General features: G+C 49.6%; 13 protein-coding genes and 1 other annotated feature. All 13 genes read left to right on the top strand.

Annotated elements, in window-relative coordinates:
- Positions 1-11 precede the first annotated feature (11 nt).
- The 13 genes from DFQ00_RS23530 to DFQ00_RS23470 all read left to right on the top strand — a co-directional run bounded on the left by DFQ00_RS23530 (position 12) and on the right by DFQ00_RS23470 (position 17,160).
- Complete coding sequence (locus DFQ00_RS23530) at positions 12-839, top strand: cytochrome C assembly family protein (RefSeq protein WP_425271052.1); 828 nt, start codon at positions 12-14, stop codon at positions 837-839.
- 5 nt (positions 840-844) lie between these two features.
- Positions 845-1,495, top strand: coding sequence for a precorrin-2 dehydrogenase/sirohydrochlorin ferrochelatase family protein (locus DFQ00_RS23525; protein ID WP_110898911.1), 651 nt, complete (start codon positions 845-847; stop codon positions 1,493-1,495).
- 2 nt (positions 1,496-1,497) lie between these two features.
- The gene (gene hemC, locus DFQ00_RS23520; RefSeq protein WP_110898910.1) at positions 1,498-2,454 is read left to right on the top strand and encodes a hydroxymethylbilane synthase; all 957 of its coding nucleotides are present in this window, start codon (positions 1,498-1,500) and stop codon (positions 2,452-2,454) included.
- Positions 2,455-2,458: 4 nt separating this feature from the next.
- Positions 2,459-4,039 carry a uroporphyrinogen-III C-methyltransferase gene (gene cobA, locus DFQ00_RS23515; protein ID WP_110898909.1) on the top strand — a complete coding sequence of 527 codons (1,581 nt, stop codon included), beginning with the start codon at positions 2,459-2,461 and terminating at the stop codon, positions 4,037-4,039.
- A 133-nt stretch (positions 4,040-4,172) separates the two neighbouring features.
- Positions 4,173-5,174 (top strand): porphobilinogen synthase, encoded by a 1,002-nt coding sequence (hemB, locus tag DFQ00_RS23510; RefSeq protein WP_110898908.1) that lies wholly within the window; start codon positions 4,173-4,175, stop codon positions 5,172-5,174.
- Positions 5,175-5,307: 133 nt separating this feature from the next.
- A complete protein-coding gene (hemL, locus tag DFQ00_RS23505; protein ID WP_110898907.1) occupies positions 5,308-6,612 on the top strand; it encodes a glutamate-1-semialdehyde 2,1-aminomutase in 1,305 nt (434 codons plus the stop codon).
- Positions 6,609-7,529, top strand: a complete 921-nt coding sequence (locus tag DFQ00_RS23500; protein WP_110898906.1) for an RluA family pseudouridine synthase — start codon at positions 6,609-6,611, stop codon at positions 7,527-7,529. The genes hemL and DFQ00_RS23500 overlap by 4 nt, the downstream gene beginning before the upstream one ends.
- Before the next feature lie 200 nt (positions 7,530-7,729).
- On the top strand, positions 7,730-9,268 hold the full coding sequence (locus tag DFQ00_RS23495; protein ID WP_110898905.1) for a LysM peptidoglycan-binding domain-containing protein: 1,539 nt from the start codon (positions 7,730-7,732) through the stop codon (positions 9,266-9,268).
- Between the two features lie 163 nt (positions 9,269-9,431).
- Positions 9,432-9,712: a binding site (T-box leader), on the top strand.
- 120 nt (positions 9,713-9,832) lie between these two features.
- Positions 9,833-12,496 carry a valine--tRNA ligase gene (locus DFQ00_RS23490; protein WP_110898904.1) on the top strand — a complete coding sequence of 888 codons (2,664 nt, stop codon included), beginning with the start codon at positions 9,833-9,835 and terminating at the stop codon, positions 12,494-12,496.
- Between the two features lie 90 nt (positions 12,497-12,586).
- A complete protein-coding gene (locus DFQ00_RS23485) occupies positions 12,587-13,963 on the top strand; it encodes a bifunctional folylpolyglutamate synthase/dihydrofolate synthase (protein ID WP_110898903.1) in 1,377 nt (458 codons plus the stop codon).
- Between the two features lie 56 nt (positions 13,964-14,019).
- Positions 14,020-15,339, top strand: coding sequence for a UDP-N-acetylmuramate--L-alanine ligase (gene murC, locus DFQ00_RS23480; RefSeq protein WP_244213980.1), 1,320 nt, complete (start codon positions 14,020-14,022; stop codon positions 15,337-15,339).
- A gap of 228 nt (positions 15,340-15,567) precedes the next feature.
- Positions 15,568-16,770, top strand: a complete 1,203-nt coding sequence (locus DFQ00_RS23475) for an SPOR domain-containing protein (RefSeq protein WP_110898901.1) — start codon at positions 15,568-15,570, stop codon at positions 16,768-16,770.
- Positions 16,771-16,917: 147 nt separating this feature from the next.
- Entirely contained in the window at positions 16,918-17,160 is a 243-nt protein-coding gene (locus DFQ00_RS23470; protein WP_110898900.1) for a DUF4321 domain-containing protein, read from the top strand.
- Positions 17,161-17,198: the final 38 nt, after the last annotated feature.

Genomic DNA, 17,198 nt, shown 5'->3' with positions numbered 1-17,198 from the left:
GGGTGGGGAGTTTGACCCTTGCTGAGCAAGTCTATGAGGCTTTAATTTATATGTATGCCCTGAGCCTACTGTTCTATTTCTCGGACTGCATTCGACGCAATGCGGGGGCGAAGCGGACAGGCACAGGGTTTCTTGTTGTTGTTTGGGTGCTGCAGGTGACCCATGTAATTATGCGGATGTGGACTGAAGGTCACTTCCCGATATATACGACATTTGACTTTTTGTTTATCTTTTCTTTCAGTATTGTGCTGATGTCACTGATTATGACCCGGGTTCAGCGTTCGGAATTTGTTATTCTGCTGCTTAACATCGTAGGGTTCTCAGTGACCGTGCTTAATCGCTTATGGTTTACGGCGGGTGAAATATCGCTGCACAATTGGCAGACGGTTCATGGTTTGCTGATCATGCACATCACGCTGGCGAACCTGGGCTTTGCAGCTCTTACGGTGGCATCCGTTTTTGCGCTGCTGTATCTGTTTCTGCACCACAGATTGAAGAACAAAAAGTGGAATGATACGGTACGACGTCTGCCCAGTCTTGAGGTCATTGGCAAGTATATGGATGGTGCAACCTTGATTGGCACACCGCTATTGGGTGTATCCGTCGTGCTGGCGGTTTTGTCCATCGTGGCAGAACGGCGCTGGCATCTGCTGCTCGACCTGAAAGTCATTGCGACAGGTCTGGCCATTGCCATTTATGTTGGTTATTTTGTGGTGAAAAGAAGAAAGCAGTTTTCCATGATGGTCATGTCCAGATGGACATTAATCGGATATGCGTTTGTCATAATCAGCTTTTTATCCAATGCATATTCGGCATTTCATCGCTGGACGGGAGAGTGAGAGATATGGAACACTACACGCCGATTTATGTGAATACTTCAGGCAAGTCCATCTGTGTGATCGGCGGCGGTCGTGTTGCCGAGCGTAAAGTGAAGGGGCTGCTGCTGGGGGAAGCTCGAATTACGGTCATCAGTCCTCAGCTTACGCCGGAACTTGAACAACTGCATCAGGAATCCCGTATCGAGTGGATAGCCCGGTCCTACCGCAATGGTGATTTGCGGGGGGCCTTTCTCGTATATGCAGCTACGGATGATTTGCTCGTAAATACGTCTGTCGTACAGGAGGCCGAAGCTGCCTCTATTCTGGTGAATGACGCCATGTCTTCCGGCAACAGCCGTTTTATTACGCCGAGTGTAGTTAGACGAGGGCGGCTAAGCATTGCGATCTCGACTGCTGGTGCAGGTCCTGCGGCGGCGGCCGAGATTCGTGCCGTGCTTGAACGTCAGTTTGGAGATGAGTACGAGACGTATCTTGATTTTTTGCACCAGATGAGAATGGAAATTAAATCACGTGAGCTGTCTCCGGCTGTAAGAAGCAAGCTGCTACGGCGTCTGACGGAGATGAATATGCTCGAGAAGATACGTACAGGCCAGTTTCATTGGTGGACTGCAGAAGAAATCGGGGACTGGATATCCCGTAATCAGGAGGAAATGTAGATATGCGTACAATAAAAGTGGGCAGCAGACAGAGTGCTTTGGCGTTAACTCAGACCGGATACGTCATTCAGGATTTACGCGACATCTGTGAGCGAGAAGGTTTAGCTTTTGATTTTGAGGTACATAAGATCGTGACCAAGGGTGACCTCATATTGGATGTCACATTGTCGAAAGTGGGCGGCAAAGGGCTGTTTGTGAAGGAAATTGAGCAGGCGATGCTGGATCGTACGATTGATATGGCCGTGCACAGTATGAAGGATATGCCTTCTGAATTGCCGGAAGGTTTAATCAATGGTGCTGTTCCAAGGAGAGCTGACCCGCGAGATGCGCTGGTATCACGCGAAGGACTCACGCTCGATCAGCTGCCAGAAGGCGCACGGGTGGGTACGAGCAGTCTGCGCAGATCAAGTCAGCTCAAGGCCTATCGCCCGGACCTGCAGCTGGAATCCATTCGGGGCAACATCGACTCCCGTCTGCGCAAGCTGGAAACCGAAGGACTGGATGCGATTATTCTGGCCGCAGCTGGCTTGTATCGAATGGGCTGGCAGGATCGGATTACGGAGTATTTGTCCGAGGAGGCTTGTCTTCCGGCTGTAGGCCAGGGAGCACTTGGGATTGAATGCAGAGAGGATGACGAGGAACTGTTGCATCTGCTGTCCCTATATAATGACCCGGCAACCGCATCGCCAGTTCTGGCAGAACGCCGTTTCCTCAGTGTGTTGAATGGAGGCTGTCAGGTGCCTATTGGTGCTCATGCAGTATGGGTGCCAGGACAAGAAGCAGATTCCCTGAACAGTGAAAACAAGTTACAATTAACAGGTATGGTCGGTTCACCGGATGGTGGACTGATTCTCAAGGAAACGTTGAGCGGCAAAGATCCAGCACGTTTGGGAGAAGAAGTGGCCTGGAGATTGATTGATCGCGGAGCGGAACAGATACTGGCAGAAGTTAGGGGATGAAGGCATGGCGGGCAAGGTCTTTTTGGTAGGTGCAGGTCCTGGGGATGCAAGGCTGATTACGGTAAAAGGATGGGAGACCATCGGCAAGGCAGATGCGGTCGTATACGATCGTTTGGCAAGTCCACGTTTGTTAAAACTGATGAAACCCGGTGCAGTCAAGATTTATGTGGGGAAAAGGCCGGATCGACATACGATGAAACAGGAAGAGATTAACCAGCTGCTTGTGGATCTCGCTCTTGAAGGCAAGGTCGTTGTGCGCCTCAAAGGCGGAGACCCGACGATATTTGGACGAGTAGGTGAAGAGGCGGAGCTGCTGCACAAAAATGGCATTCCGTTTGAGATTGTACCCGGTGTTACAGCAGCCATCAGCGTACCCGCCTACGCGGGTATTCCGGTGACACATCGTGACTATGCTTCCTCCATCTCGATTATTACCGGTCATGAAAGCCCGGACAAGCTGGATCGCAGCATCCACTGGGATAAGGTGACGAATGCGACGGGTACACTGGTATTTATGATGGGTGTTGCCAAAATTGGGTATATCAGTGAACAGCTTATTCGTCACGGTCGTCCGGCCAGTACCCCTGTAGCGCTTGTTCGTTGGGGAACACGAGCAGAGCAGGATACCATTACGGGAACGCTGGAGGATATCGAAGCTAAAGTGATCGCAGCGAATTTTCAGCCACCAGCCGTGATTGTAGTTGGGGATGTGGTCAATCAGCGGGAGCAGTTGAAATGGGCTGAGGCCATGCCGCTCTTTGGCAAACGAATTCTGGTTACTCGTGCCCGCAGTCAGGCAAGTGAATTGGTGAATCGCATTGAGGAACTTGGCGGTGAACCGTATGAGTTTCCTGTGATCGAGACGGTCATGCCATCCAGTGAATCCGCCAAGCGAAGTGTCAAAGATGCGCTGCATGCGTTAAATACGTTTGATTGGGTCTTTTTCACAAGTGTCAATGGCGTGGAGTTTTTCTTCCGTCACCTTGAAAATGAAGGCAAGGATATTCGCTCGCTTCATCAGGCAAGAATTGCGGCAGTTGGCCCGTCCACAGCAGAAGCACTGCGCAAGCACGGGATTGCGCCTGAGGTTGTGAAAGGTCCTTTTCAGGCCGAAGGCATGCTTGAAGCCTTTGAAAGTGAATTAAAGGCAGGTCAGAACGTTCTTATACCCCATGGAGATCTTGCCCGCTCCTGGTTGCCAGAGCAGATGAGGGAACGTGGATTGAACGTTACCGAGGCCATTATCTATGACACCATTCTTGCAGGTGAGGAAGACGATGAATTATTAAAGCTACTTGAAGAGGGTGGCATTCACGCAGTGACCTTTACCAGCTCCTCCACCGTGAAGAACTTTTTCAAGATGCTTGAGCGTATGGGTGTGCAGGATCCTCTGCCGCTGCTGCAGGGAATAGAGGTGGCATGTATTGGCCCGGTTACGGCGCAAACGGCTGAGGCAGCCGGGCTAAAGGTCACGTTGATGGCTGAGGAAGCAACGATGACCAGTTTGATTGATGTTTTGTGTGAGTGGAAACGTGCGGATCACGGGAGCGCTGTTCAAACATCAGTAGATCAGTTACACCGATAACAGAGGTTATGACAGGCTTCGGCTGAACATATGAAGCGTGCTGAATTCGTGAAGAACCGGCGCGCTTCCCTTTTTGCCGGTAATTTTCCTTAGTTGTTCGATTTAAAATAAAATATCAGGAGGTAGAGTGTTTATGGGTTTTCCAATCGTACGTCATCGCCGGTTACGTCAATCGGCAGGCATTCGTAATATGGTGAGAGAGACACATTTGACGGTGGATGATTTTATTCAACCGATCTACATCACTTATGGTGAAAATGTGAAGTCGGAGATCAAGTCCATGCCAGGCGTATTCCGCTTCTCGCTGGATCGTCTGCAAGAAGAAGTGAAAGACATTGCCGAACTGGGTATTCCGGCTGTGCTTCTGTTTGGTATTCCGGAAACGAAGGACAGCGTGGGCTCGTCCGGGTTTGCAGAGGATGGCATTGTGCAGGAGGCGACGAGATTAATCAAATCCTGGTATCCTGAGCTGCTGGTTATTGCCGATACTTGTCTTTGCGAATTTACAGATCATGGTCACTGCGGAATGGTGCATACTACCGAGGTTGACGGGCACATCTGCGGTGATGTACTGAATGATGAATCTCTGGAGTTGCTTGTCAAAACGGCAGTATCGCAGGCAAAAGCCGGCGCCGATATTATTGCCCCTTCGAACATGATGGATGGTTTTGTACAGGCCATTCGTGCGGGTCTCGATGAGCATGGATTCAACCATATTCCAATCATGTCCTATTCTGTCAAATACGCTTCGGCATTCTACGGACCATTTCGTGAAGCCGCGGATTCCACTCCGCAATTCGGGGATCGGAAATCTTATCAGATGGATCCGGCGAATGCTCGTGAGGCACTGCGTGAGGCCGAGACGGATGTGCTTGAGGGAGCGGACATGCTGATGGTGAAACCATCCTTGTCTTATCTGGATATTATGCGTACGATCAAGGACCAGTTTGATCTTCCGCTCGTAGCTTACAATGTAAGTGGAGAGTATGCCATGGTGAAGGCTGCCGCAATTCAGGGATGGATTGATGAGAAAAAGGTAGCTATGGAAATTTTGCTGAGCATGAAACGCGCAGGGGCGGACATGATTATTACCTACTATGCCAAGGATGCATCCCGCTGGCTGGCTGAAAAGTAAAATTGGTGTTCACACCTTGCAATTAGATTTAAAAACGACAATAGGCCTTGTTTTTTCAAGAGAGCGCTGCGGCAAGTACAATTAGGCTGCATCCCATCTGAAAGGCTGGGCCTTTATATCAAGGAGGATGTTCATGACTGCACAACAAGGCAATCGCCGTAATGATGAGCGCTCGCGTAGCGCATTTGAAGAAGCCAAGCAGTACATACCTGGAGGGGTCAACAGCCCTGTTCGCGCATTCAAATCCGTCGGACTCACGCCGATCTATGCTGAGCGTGGAGAAGGCTCCAAAATCTATGATATTGATGGCAATATGTTCATTGACTATGTAGGTTCATGGGGACCGTTAATTATGGGACATGCGCATCCTGAGGTTGTTGAGGCGCTGCGCGAAACCGCTCTGAAAGGTACAAGCTTTGGTGCACCAACACTGCTTGAGACGGAAATGGCCAAGCTTGTGTGTGAGCGTGTACCATCCATTGATATTGTGCGCATGGTGAATTCAGGTACAGAAGCTACGATGAGCGCGATTCGACTGGCACGAGGTGTAACAGGACGCAGCAAAATTTTGAAATTCGAGGGTTCCTATCATGGACATGCTGACAGCTTGTTAATCAAGGCTGGATCGGGTGTGGCTACACTGGGATTGCCAGACAGCCCTGGGGTGCCAGAGGGCGTAGCCCTGAATACAATCACGGTGCCTTACAATGATTTGCAGTCCGTGCGCCTTGCTTTTGAACGATTCGGAGAAGAGATTGCCGCTGTAATTGTAGAGCCGGTTGCAGGGAATATGGGTGTAGTTCCTCCAGCTACCGGTTTTCTGGAAGGCCTGCGCAGCGTGACTACGGAGTATGGCAGTCTGCTGATCTTCGACGAGGTCATGACTGGATTCCGCGTAGGCTTGAACTGCGCGCAAGGGAGATTCGGTGTTACACCGGATCTGACGTGTCTGGGTAAAGTTATCGGCGGTGGGCTTCCAGTAGGTGCTTATGGCGGACGCAGGGATCTGATGGAGCAGATCGCTCCAACAGGACCCATCTATCAGGCTGGAACATTAAGTGGTAATCCGCTGGCGATGGCTGCAGGTTATACAACGCTCAAGCTGTTGACACCAGAGGTGTATGATCGTCTTGAGCTACTGTCCGCACGATTGCAGGCCGGATTCGAGAAAAATGCAGCAGAAGCAGGCGTGGCGGTAACAATTAACCGTGTGGGCTCTATGGTATGTCCATTTTTCAGTGCCGTACCGGTAACCAATTATGATATTGCCAAAGAAAGCAATCTGGATCAATTCCGCCGTTATTTTGCAACGATGATTGATCTAGGCGTTAGTGTGGCGCCATCTCAGTATGAGGGGATGTTTGTCTCTGGTGTGCATACAGAGCAGGATATCGAAGATACCATTGAGGCGAACCGCAAGGCTTTGCAATCATTATGAGCATGCGAAGCTGGAAACGCCGCGGACAATGGCTTGAGCTGATGCCGGGCAAGGCGGTCACTGGAAAAGCAGATAAGCAGGCTGCTGCCGATCAATGGCTTCTGGCCGAGCTTCAATTCCCGGAGAAGCTGCTTCGCCAGCTCAAGGCAACGCAAGGCATTCAGCTAGCAGGGGACCGGCTTCGGCTGGCCCTTTTTGCTGCTCAGCCGCTAGGTGTGGAGCCGCGCTGGGCTGATCTGAACGTACTGTACGAGGATGATTTCTGTCTCGTGGTGCATAAACCGGCTGGCATGAAGCTTCACCCGGATGGTAGTCGTGGGGATCAGGCCATTACACTGGATCATGCTGTAGCCTCATATTACGAGATGAATGGAATGGAGACGAGCGTGCGTCATGTCCATCGCTTGGATGAGGATACGACAGGACCAGTATTGTATGCCAAAACTGCATTTTCACTCGCGAAACTGGACGAAGCAATGCGTCGTAAGGCCATTGATCGCCAGTATGTTGCCATCGCTGACGGCCGAATCTCCAGTGAACTTCGCACCATTGATGCGCCTATCGGCAAAGACAGGCATCATAAGCAGCGCAGACGTGTTTCTGATGGAGGGCAGGATGCTGTTACCCAGGTGAGCATTGTGCATGTATGGGAGAGAGCAACACTCGTACGCTTGAAGCTGGAGACGGGACGTACACATCAGATTCGTGTGCATCTTAGTCATGTTGGACATCCGCTTGTAGGGGACAAGCTGTATGGAGGACGTTCTGATCTTATTGGCAGGCAGGCACTGCATGGGGAGAAGCTGAGCTTTGATCATCCTTTAACAGGAGCTTTAATTGAAGTAGAAGACCCGTGGCCAGCGGATTTTGAACAATTGGCTGCAAGAGAAAGTAACATGGGCGGAGAGCGGACCTGAGTAACGGGTCCGTTTTTTTGTTTTCTGCGAGCGCTTAAATCTCAAGGATGAAATGAACATTGAAATCTGGGCAGGCTTTTCACAAAAGGTGGCATGCCCATCCCATTTAAGGCATATAGATGGGTAACGAAGGATTGGACCATGGATCAGTCCCATGAGAAGGATCATGGTGAACATATGCCGAAAGGAGGACGCCACCTTTGTTGAATCAACCTTATGGTTTGCGGTTCGATATTTATGAGCGCGTTCATTTATCTGAGGGAGTGCCTGCCATTGAGGAACTGGAGGAAATTGAGTTATATCCACGTATTCAAGTCATTGGACAGGACGATCATGCGACCTTGCGTGGACATCTGCTGCTTACAGGAGCGTACCGGGGGGAAAGCGACGATTCGGAAGAATTAAAGCACTTTATACCTGTTGAAATTACGGTGCCGCTCAACAGAGTTAGATCCATTGATGATATTTCCATCGAGATTGAAAATTTTGATGTGGATCTGTTGTCCAGCCGAAGCTTGAACATTACAGGGGTATTGTCCTTGCGAGGCATTGAAGGTTTTCCGGTAGAGGAGCCGCAGGTATGGACAGCAGATGAATTCACGGTGGTTCATTCATCTGAGGCTCAGTCGGATAGCCGTGCAGACGAGCCGGGACAGTTCCAGACATCTGAGCATTCGGAGCAGTACGGGCAAGCCGGCCAGTATGATTCGTTAGATCAGTACCAGCAGTTTGGCGGAATGGATCAAGCTTATGCCCAGCAGCAAGAGCAGTTTCAACGGAGCGAGGATGAGGAACTGGCGAATGCGGAGCTTGTTGCGTACGGTTCTCCTGAATCCGCAGATCTGTCCTTGAGGGAACAGACAGAAGCGTATCAAGAAGAACTGCCACGGTCCGATTGGAGTCCCGCCACTATGGAAAACGAAGTATCTTCGCCTATCTCGTCATTCATGGCGGAGACAGCAGATAGACTGGCTTCTTATCCTGAATCTGAACCGTTGCTTCCGATCGAAGACGAAGCCACAGCGGCATGGTCTGAAGCTTCGCTCAGCAGCATTTCCGATACTACAGCATCGGCCGATCTGGAAGGTGAATTCTCGCCTCGTTCGGAGGAGGAGCCAAAAAGGTTAGAGCATCAGCCGGAAGTCTGGCACTTTGAAGAAGCGCGATCCGGCGGACAGCAAGGTGAGCAGGACGCGGGCGGTGCACCGGCTCAGCCGCAGACAGAGAACTGGCAGGATGTTTTTGCCTCCTCCGAAGCAGCTAACGTAGACGATGAGCGGGTTGTGAAGGAGGCTGTGGAAGCAGAGGCTTTGCTCCAGTATGGAGAGAATGTGCCTGAACCGGTGGCTGAGACGGAAGACAAGCCGGAGTTGAAGGTTGCTTTTGGCAGTAAAAAGGAATCGTCACCACGATCCGAAGAGGGAGTAGGCATTTCCTCACTGTTATCCTCCTCCGGCCGCGCTGCTCGTGAAGCAGATGGAGAACGCACGGAAGATGCTCCTGCTGGAATCATTCCTGAAGATGAGAGTCAGACGGAAGAGGTGGAGTGGAAAAATTTATTCCTCGGAACTATTGTGGATCAGACTCCGTTCCGCAAAGTGAAGCTGTGCATTGTGCAACGTGAGGATACACTTGATGCCATTGCTGATCGTTATCAACTCAGTACCCGGGAGCTCCAGCTATATAATCGTTTGAGCGAACAGATTGTAGAAGAAGGACAAATTCTGTATATACCTTAATTGGCTTGCTGTGAATATCGCAGCTAAAATGCCCGCAATCCCTGGCAGGGATTGCGGGTTTGACTTGTTTTTTCGCATTTTCTCTCCGCACACCTTTAGGTTCCGCTGCTGCCAGGTTGACTATCGCGCACGAGCAAGGTATGATGTGTTTAGGTTTTTTTGAATAATGACGTTGATCGGGAGTAGTAGACAGTATGACCTTTCAGAGAGTGGGATTGATGCGCTGTGAGATTCCGCAGGAGCCAACTGATCGAAGTCGCCCGGGAGTTGCCTGTTTGAGCACTTGAGATGAAGAGGTTCAAGTATCCATCTCGGAGGTAGAATGGGCCGGTAGCAGCCGTTATCTGCTTGAAGTGTCACGCCGGAACCAGAGGATCAGTTGTTTGTCCTGCTGTCTGCGTGAAACAAAGGTGGTACCGCGAAAGCTAACCTTTCGTCCTTTGATGGATGAAAGGTTTTTTTGTTTTTTTTGGCCCTAAAGATGGCTTTAATGATGATTCAAGGGCTCTATGGATGATTTTTCGGGGCCATGATGATGATGATCAAGTAACGGAGGAATGACTTATGTCTGAACAAAAAAAAGCAACAACTGAAATGCCAACCACATACGATCCGAAGGCGGCAGAAGACAAATGGTACTCCACCTGGACGGAGCGCGGGTATTTTCAAGCAGGGCAACGCAAAGATGCGGAGCCGTACACCATTGTAATCCCGCCGCCAAACGTAACCGGTATGCTTCATATCGGGCATGCGCTTGACTTCACACTGCAGGATATCCTGATTCGTACGAAGCGTATGCAGGGATATGATGCCCTTTGGCTGCCAGGCTCTGACCATGCAGGGATTGCTACCCAAACGAAGGTAGAGCAGAAGCTGCGTGAAGAGGGTCTAACACGTTATGACCTGGGACGCGAGAAGTTTCTGGAGAAAGTATGGGACTGGAAAGACCAGTATGCTACAACCATTCGTCAGCAATGGGGTAAAATGGGGCTATCGCTGGATTATTCACGTGAACGCTTCACGCTGGATGAAGGTCTGTCCAAAGCGGTTCGTAAAGTCTTTGTACAGTTATACGAGAAAGGTCTCATTTATCGCGGCAAACGCATTATTAACTGGGACCCGGTAAACCGGACTGCGCTATCGGATATTGAGGTTGAATACAAAGAAGTTCAAGGGCATCTTTATCACCTGCGTTATCCGCTCAAAGACGGAAGTGGTCACATTACCGTGGCGACGACCCGTCCCGAGACGATGCTTGGTGATACCGCTGTTGCTGTACATCCCAAGGATGAGCGCTATGCAGACATGATCGGCAAAACGCTCGTACTGCCTATCATTGGACGTGAGATTCCAGTCATTGCAGATGACTATGTAGACAAAGAGTTTGGTAGCGGTGCGGTGAAGATTACACCTGCGCACGATCCAAATGACTTTGAAGTAGGTTTGCGTCATGACCTGCCTCAGATTACAGTAATGGACGAAAGTGGCACGATGAACGCCGAAGCAGGCAAATATCAGGGACTGGACCGCAGTGAATGCCGCAAGCAGATCGTTGCTGATCTCAAAGAACAGGGTGTACTGATCAACATTGAAGATCATATGCATCAGGTTGGACACAGTGAACGTACCGGAGCCGTAGTGGAGCCGTACCTTTCCACACAATGGTTTGTCGAGATGAAGCCACTCGCGGAGAGAGCGATCAAGAAACAGCAAAGCGACGAAGGTGTCAACTTTGTGCCGGATCGTTTTGAGAAAACGTACCTGAACTGGATCGAGAACGTTCGGGACTGGTGCATTTCCCGTCAGCTGTGGTGGGGACATCGCATTCCCGCATGGTACGATGAAGAGACTGGCGAAGTGATTGTATCCGCTGAAGATCCAACAACATTGCCTGAGTATGCAGGACGCAAGCTGAAGCAGGATGAAGATGTTCTGGATACGTGGTTCAGCTCTGCATTGTGGCCGTTCTCCACGCTGGGCTGGCCTGAAAATACGGAAGACCTCAAGCGTTATTATCCAACAAATGTGCTTGTTACCGGATATGACATCATCTATTTCTGGGTAGCTCGTATGATCTTCACTGCCTTGGAATTCACGGATGAGATTCCGTTCAAGGATGTTTTGATGCACGGTCTTGTGCGCGACGCGGATGGACGCAAAATGTCCAAATCTCTGGGGAACGGTGTAGACCCACTGGATGTTATCGAAAAATATGGTGCAGATGCAATGCGGTACATGATCTCGACCAGTAGCACACCTGGACAGGACTTGCGTTTCCGTTGGGAGCGAGTTGAACAGGCCCGTAACTTTGCCAACAAAATCTGGAACGCTTCGCGCTTTGCATTGATGAATCTGGAAGGATTTACTTTTGAAGATCGTGACATTAGCGGCGAGCTTGGCACGGCCGATTATTGGATTTTGCACCGCCTGAACGAAACTTCCCGTGATATTACGCGTCTAATTGATGCTTACGAGTTTGGGGAAACAGGCCGCGTCCTGTACAACTTTATCTGGGATGATCTGTGTGACTGGTACATCGAATTTGCCAAGCTGTCCTTCTACGGTGAAGATCCGGTGGCGAAGAAGAAAACACAGTCGGTGCTGGCTTATGTGCTGGATCAGACGATGCGTCTGATTCATCCGTTCATGCCTTATATCTCTGAAGAAATCTGGCAGCATCTGCCTCATGAAGGGGAAACTATTACACTTGCTTCGTGGCCGGTATATGATCCTGCATTGGAGAATCCGGGAGCTGTTGCCGAGATGAACCTGCTGATGGACACCATTCGCGCTGTTCGAAATATTCGTGCCGAAGTGAATGTGCCGATGAGCAAAAAAATCGAATTGATGGTTAAAGCCAACAATGATGAAGCATCAAGCATCATTGAGCGAAACAGTCATTATATCAAACGATTCTGCAACACTTCTGAATTTGAGAGCGGACTTGATCTGAGCTCTCCAGATAAAGCGATGACTGCAATCATTACAGGAGCAGAATTATACTTGCCGCTGGCGGGTCTGATTGATATTGAGCAGGAAGTGGCCAGACTGGAGAAAGAGCTTCAGAACCTCGAAAGCGAAGTGCTTCGTGTGGAGAAAAAACTGGCGAATGAAGGTTTTGTAGCTAAGGCTCCGGCTAAGGTGATTGAGGAGGAACGTGCCAAACAAGCGGATTATTCCGATAAACGGGATAAAGTGATTGCACGGATTAAAGAGTTGAAAGGTTAATATCCAAAGGGTCGGATGGAGTGTTTACTTGCGCCATCCGGCTGCTTTTTTCAATTATTAATCAAACAGGGAACCGAAGGTGAATCAGAGATGACGGAATTAAATGCGACAGATACAGTAACCCCTTTACAAACGTATGACGAGGCCGTCGACTGGATCAATGGCCTTATTCCTTTTGGCATCCGGCCCGGGCTCGAACGAATTGAGAGCTTGATGGTACAGCTTGGCAATCCGCATCAACGACTCAAATTCATTCATGTCGCGGGAACGAACGGTAAAGGTTCGACTTGCGCTTTTTTGACGTCGGTGCTGCTGCAGGCGGGATATGACGTTGGTACATTCACGTCACCTTATATCACAAAATTCACAAATCGCTTTCAATACAACGGTGAGGACATCCCGGAAGAAATTCTGTTAAAGCTGTCGAACCGCTTGCGTCCGCTTGTGGTGGAGATGGCTTCTACACCGATGGGTTCACCAACGATGTTTGAAGTATCCACAGCTCTCGCACTGCTGTACTATGCGGAAGAGTGTTACCCTGATATCGTGGTATGGGAGACTGGGCTGGGGGGAAGGATGGACGTAACGAACATCGTTACGCCCGTTGTGTCGGTAATTACGAACATCGGTATGGATCATACAGATGTGCTTGGAGATACCATCGAGAAGATTGCGTATGAAAAGGCGGGCATCATCAAGCCGGGTGTTCCTGTTGTGACCTGTGTCTCACAGCCTGAGGCTGTAAAGGTAATTCAAGAGAGAGCGCAGCAGCTGCGAACTACGGTGTATCTGGCCGGAGACCAGTTCTCCTACCGCAGACTGAAGAGCAACAAGGAAGGACAAAGCCTCCAGTTTGCAGGACCGTTCAGGGATATGCAGCTTCACATTCGGATGCAGGGTGTATATCAGTGTGACAATGCTGCGGCTGCATTTATGGCTCTTGAGGTACTTCGGCAGTATATGGCGTTTATGTTGGATGAAGACGATATCAAGCTTGGCTTCAAGAATGCCTTCTGGGCAGGGAGGTTTGAGCAAATCAGTGACAATCCTTTGATTGTGCTGGACGGAGCTCATAATCCTGAAGGGGCGGAATCACTGGCCAAGAGCATTATCGACGTATATCCCCAAAAAAAGTTAATTTTGATGATGGGTATGCTGGCGAATAAGCATCACGAAGCATATTTGCAGCATATACTGCCACTAGTGGATACGCTGATCCTGACCGAGCCAGATTTCCGACGCAAAATGGCTGCACCTGAACTACTGCAGGTTGTAGAACAGGTACGTACTGCCATTGCGAAACGGGAACTGGAAATCATCGTCGAGCCCGATTGGGCTAAGGCACTTGATCTATTGAAGTCACGGACGGAAGCGGAGGATCTGGGGGTGGTTTCCGGCACGCTTTATCTGATTGCAGACGTGCGGGCAGCCCTTTTGCATCAAACCGATTCTGAAAAAGGTTGGTGAAAGTTTTGTTAAACACATCGGAACACGTTCATTTTATAGGGATTGGCGGTTATGGCATGAGTGCCATCGCCCGGGTTATGCTGGAGATGGGATACACCGTTACCGGATCGGATGTCGCTTCACAGGAATTGACGGAGAAGCTGGCAGCCAAAGGGGCGAAAATATATATTGGACATACCGCAGAGCATGTAAACGGAGCGGATCTGGTGGTCTACTCGACCGCAGCTCCTGCGGATAATGTGGAACGTGTAGCTGCTGAGCAGCTTAACATTCCCATTCTTCATCGTGCACAGATGCTGGGGCGGTTGATGAATGAGCGTAAAGGAATTGCCGTAGCTGGAGCCCACGGTAAAACAACAACTTCATCCATGATCGCATTGGTAATGGACAAATGTGGTACAGATCCAACCTACATCATTGGTGGAGAGATTATGAATTTGGGGACCAACGCGAAGGCCGGTCAAAGCGACTGGGTAGTTGCCGAGGCAGACGAGAGCGATGGTTCATTTTTACAGTATCACCCCTATCTCGGGGTTGTTACGAATATCGAGGCCGATCACCTCGAAAATTACAACAGTGATTTTGAGCAGCTTAAAGAGGCTTATGTGCAGTTTTTGAGTCAGATTCGTCCGGAGGGCACGGCAATTGTTTGTGCGGATGATGAAAATATTCAAAGTATTCTGCCACAGCTCCAATCTCGCGTAACGACGTACGGCATTGATTGTGCCGCTGATTATACGGCAACGGATATCGTGCTTGGAGACCGTCTGATCTCCTTTACTATGAATTATCAGGGTGCAGCACTTGGGACCGTGGAATTATCGGTTCCGGGCAAACATAATCTTTACAACGCTATGGCTACGGTAATTTCGTGTTTGGAAGTGGGTATTCCATTTGATCAAATTACGGAAGCCATCATTCAGTTCCATGGAGCCAAACGCAGATTCCAGGTGCTGGGAGAGTCGCGTGATATGCTGATTATTGACGATTATGCTCACCACCCTACGGAGATTGAAGCAACAATTAGTGCAGCCAAAGCGACGGGGAAACGGATCATCGCCGTATTCCAGCCGCAGCGATATACACGCACATTTTTCCTGCTGGATGCCTTCAGCCGGGCGTTTGCCGAGGCGGATGAGGTATTGATTACCGACATCTACTCTCCTGCGGGCGAGAAGCAGATTGAAGGTGTGCATTCGGCCAGATTGGTGGAACTGATTGTACAGAACAGCAACGCCTCGGCAAGATATCTTCCGACAAAAGAAGAGGTTGTCGCTGATCTGCAGCCACGTTTACAGCCGGGAGATCTTGTGCTTACGATGGGCGCAGGGGATATCTGGAAGGTTGGCGATGCACTCGCCAAAGGATTAAAGTAATTAGCTGATTTTAACAGGTGAGTCCTGTCCCAAAAACGTCTTGCTTCTTTATGAAGCCAGGCGTTTTTTTGCAATGTATTTGCAAGAAACCAAGGGGGCTAGGTACATCGTTGAACTATTTGCTTACACATTCCTTTAGTTCAACGTATATAGAAACTACATTTTATGGAATGTTGTGCCTGATGTTCGCATATAGCTGGTACAAAGGGGATAAAGGAGTGGGTACGGGTGAGCAACGCCAGAATGACGTTTCGCTTTGGAAATCAAGAGTCGGACAAGCTTCAGGGTGAGGAGATGCTGGCTTCCGGTTCGCTGGTCACAAACGAAGAGGACATGCCGTATGTATCAGAAGAGAAACTGAAACCTGAATCGGAAACGAGCAGCGTAACAGGCAGCAGCACAGCACCCACATGGCAGGCAGAGGAATTGCCTGTTGACTGGGGAGGAACGATTCTGGCAGATGCCTCCCGCTCTGAATTGCATCATCTCGAATCAAAGCAATCCAAGCATAACAATGTGCCGAATTACCGCAATGAGGATTCTGAATTTGAATTTGATGTGGATCAGGGTCATAACTGGATGATCGAATCCGATAATTATTCTTATAAACGTAATCGTCCGCCAAGAGGCTGGAAGATGATTGGAGCAATCTCAGGTGCACTGGTGACCGGAGCGCTGTTCGGCATGGTGATTCTGTCCTTTTTTAACAGGGAGGGCACGACGAAACCGGATGAAATGTTGCCTGTGAATCAAACAGCATCTGCTGTAACAGGTCAGCAGGAAACGGCCGCGACCACAGGACAACTTGTAACCTCTTCTGCGGGTGGCACCTACTACGCGCTTCAATACGGAGTGTTCAGTTCCCCGGAAAGAGCGGAGCAGGCCAAGCTTGAGCTTACCCAGGCGGGAATAGCGGCGGGTACGGACCCTGATGACGGCAATCGTGTTTACGCAGGCATTTCTGCTGATCGGGAAGAGGCCAAGCTTCTCAGTACGAGATTGAAGTCCCAGGGAGTTGAATTGTATGTCAAGGAAATCGTGAACCCTGACGTGAAGCCTGTTATATTTGGAAGCAAGCAGGATGACGCCTCTCTTTTCTTCAAAAACAGCTCGGCGCTCGTTGATCAGTTATCCACATTATCCATCCAGCAGCTGGGGCAATCGGTTCAGGCGGCTATAGCTCCAGAAATGATGCAGGTATTGTCTAATCAGCACCAAACGTGGATGAACGGTCTGAAGAGCCTTTCTCCTGGAATGACGTCAGAGGTACAGCCGCTTGTTTCCAGTATGGAAAAGTCAATGAACAGTGCGGTAACGGCTATTGCCGAGTACAATAAAAATCCGGATGCTGTGCATATGTGGGCTGTACAGTCCGATTTGATCCAGTATGTGTTGCAGCAGAAAAAGTGGCTTGAGGCAATCAAGCAGTAAGCGGAACTGTTCTGATAACATGGACTTAAAATCCCTGTCCGGCAAGGAACTGGAAATAGTTCCCCCTGCCGGATTTGTGTTTGTATTGACGTACAAAACCCCGTATAATAATGTGGGTGTCAAAAAATGGCGAGGGAAGATTAACCGATGAAAAAAAACTTCGGCGTATTATTATTGTTTCTGCTGCTTGGCTGGATGGCTGGAGCGTGGATCGCCAAGGCACTGCAGCCTGTAAAGGCGGTAGCCTTTTTAACCAAGGTCACAACGATTCGATGGTCGCCTCAGGCTGATCTGGATATTTTCAGTTATGACCTTTCATTTCAATTTCAAATGAGTCTTCTGAGTCTGATCGGCATTATAGCGGCCATATGGCTGTATCGCAGACTGTAGAAGAATGACGAATGTTGACAAAAAAATAAACAAGTGAC

This window comes from Paenibacillus barcinonensis (assembly GCF_003217495.1).
In the GTDB taxonomy this organism is placed as follows: Bacteria; Bacillota; Bacilli; order Paenibacillales; family Paenibacillaceae; genus Paenibacillus; species Paenibacillus barcinonensis.
Note: the sequence above shows the minus strand (reverse complement) of the source record. Positions and strands in the feature narration are given on the sequence as shown.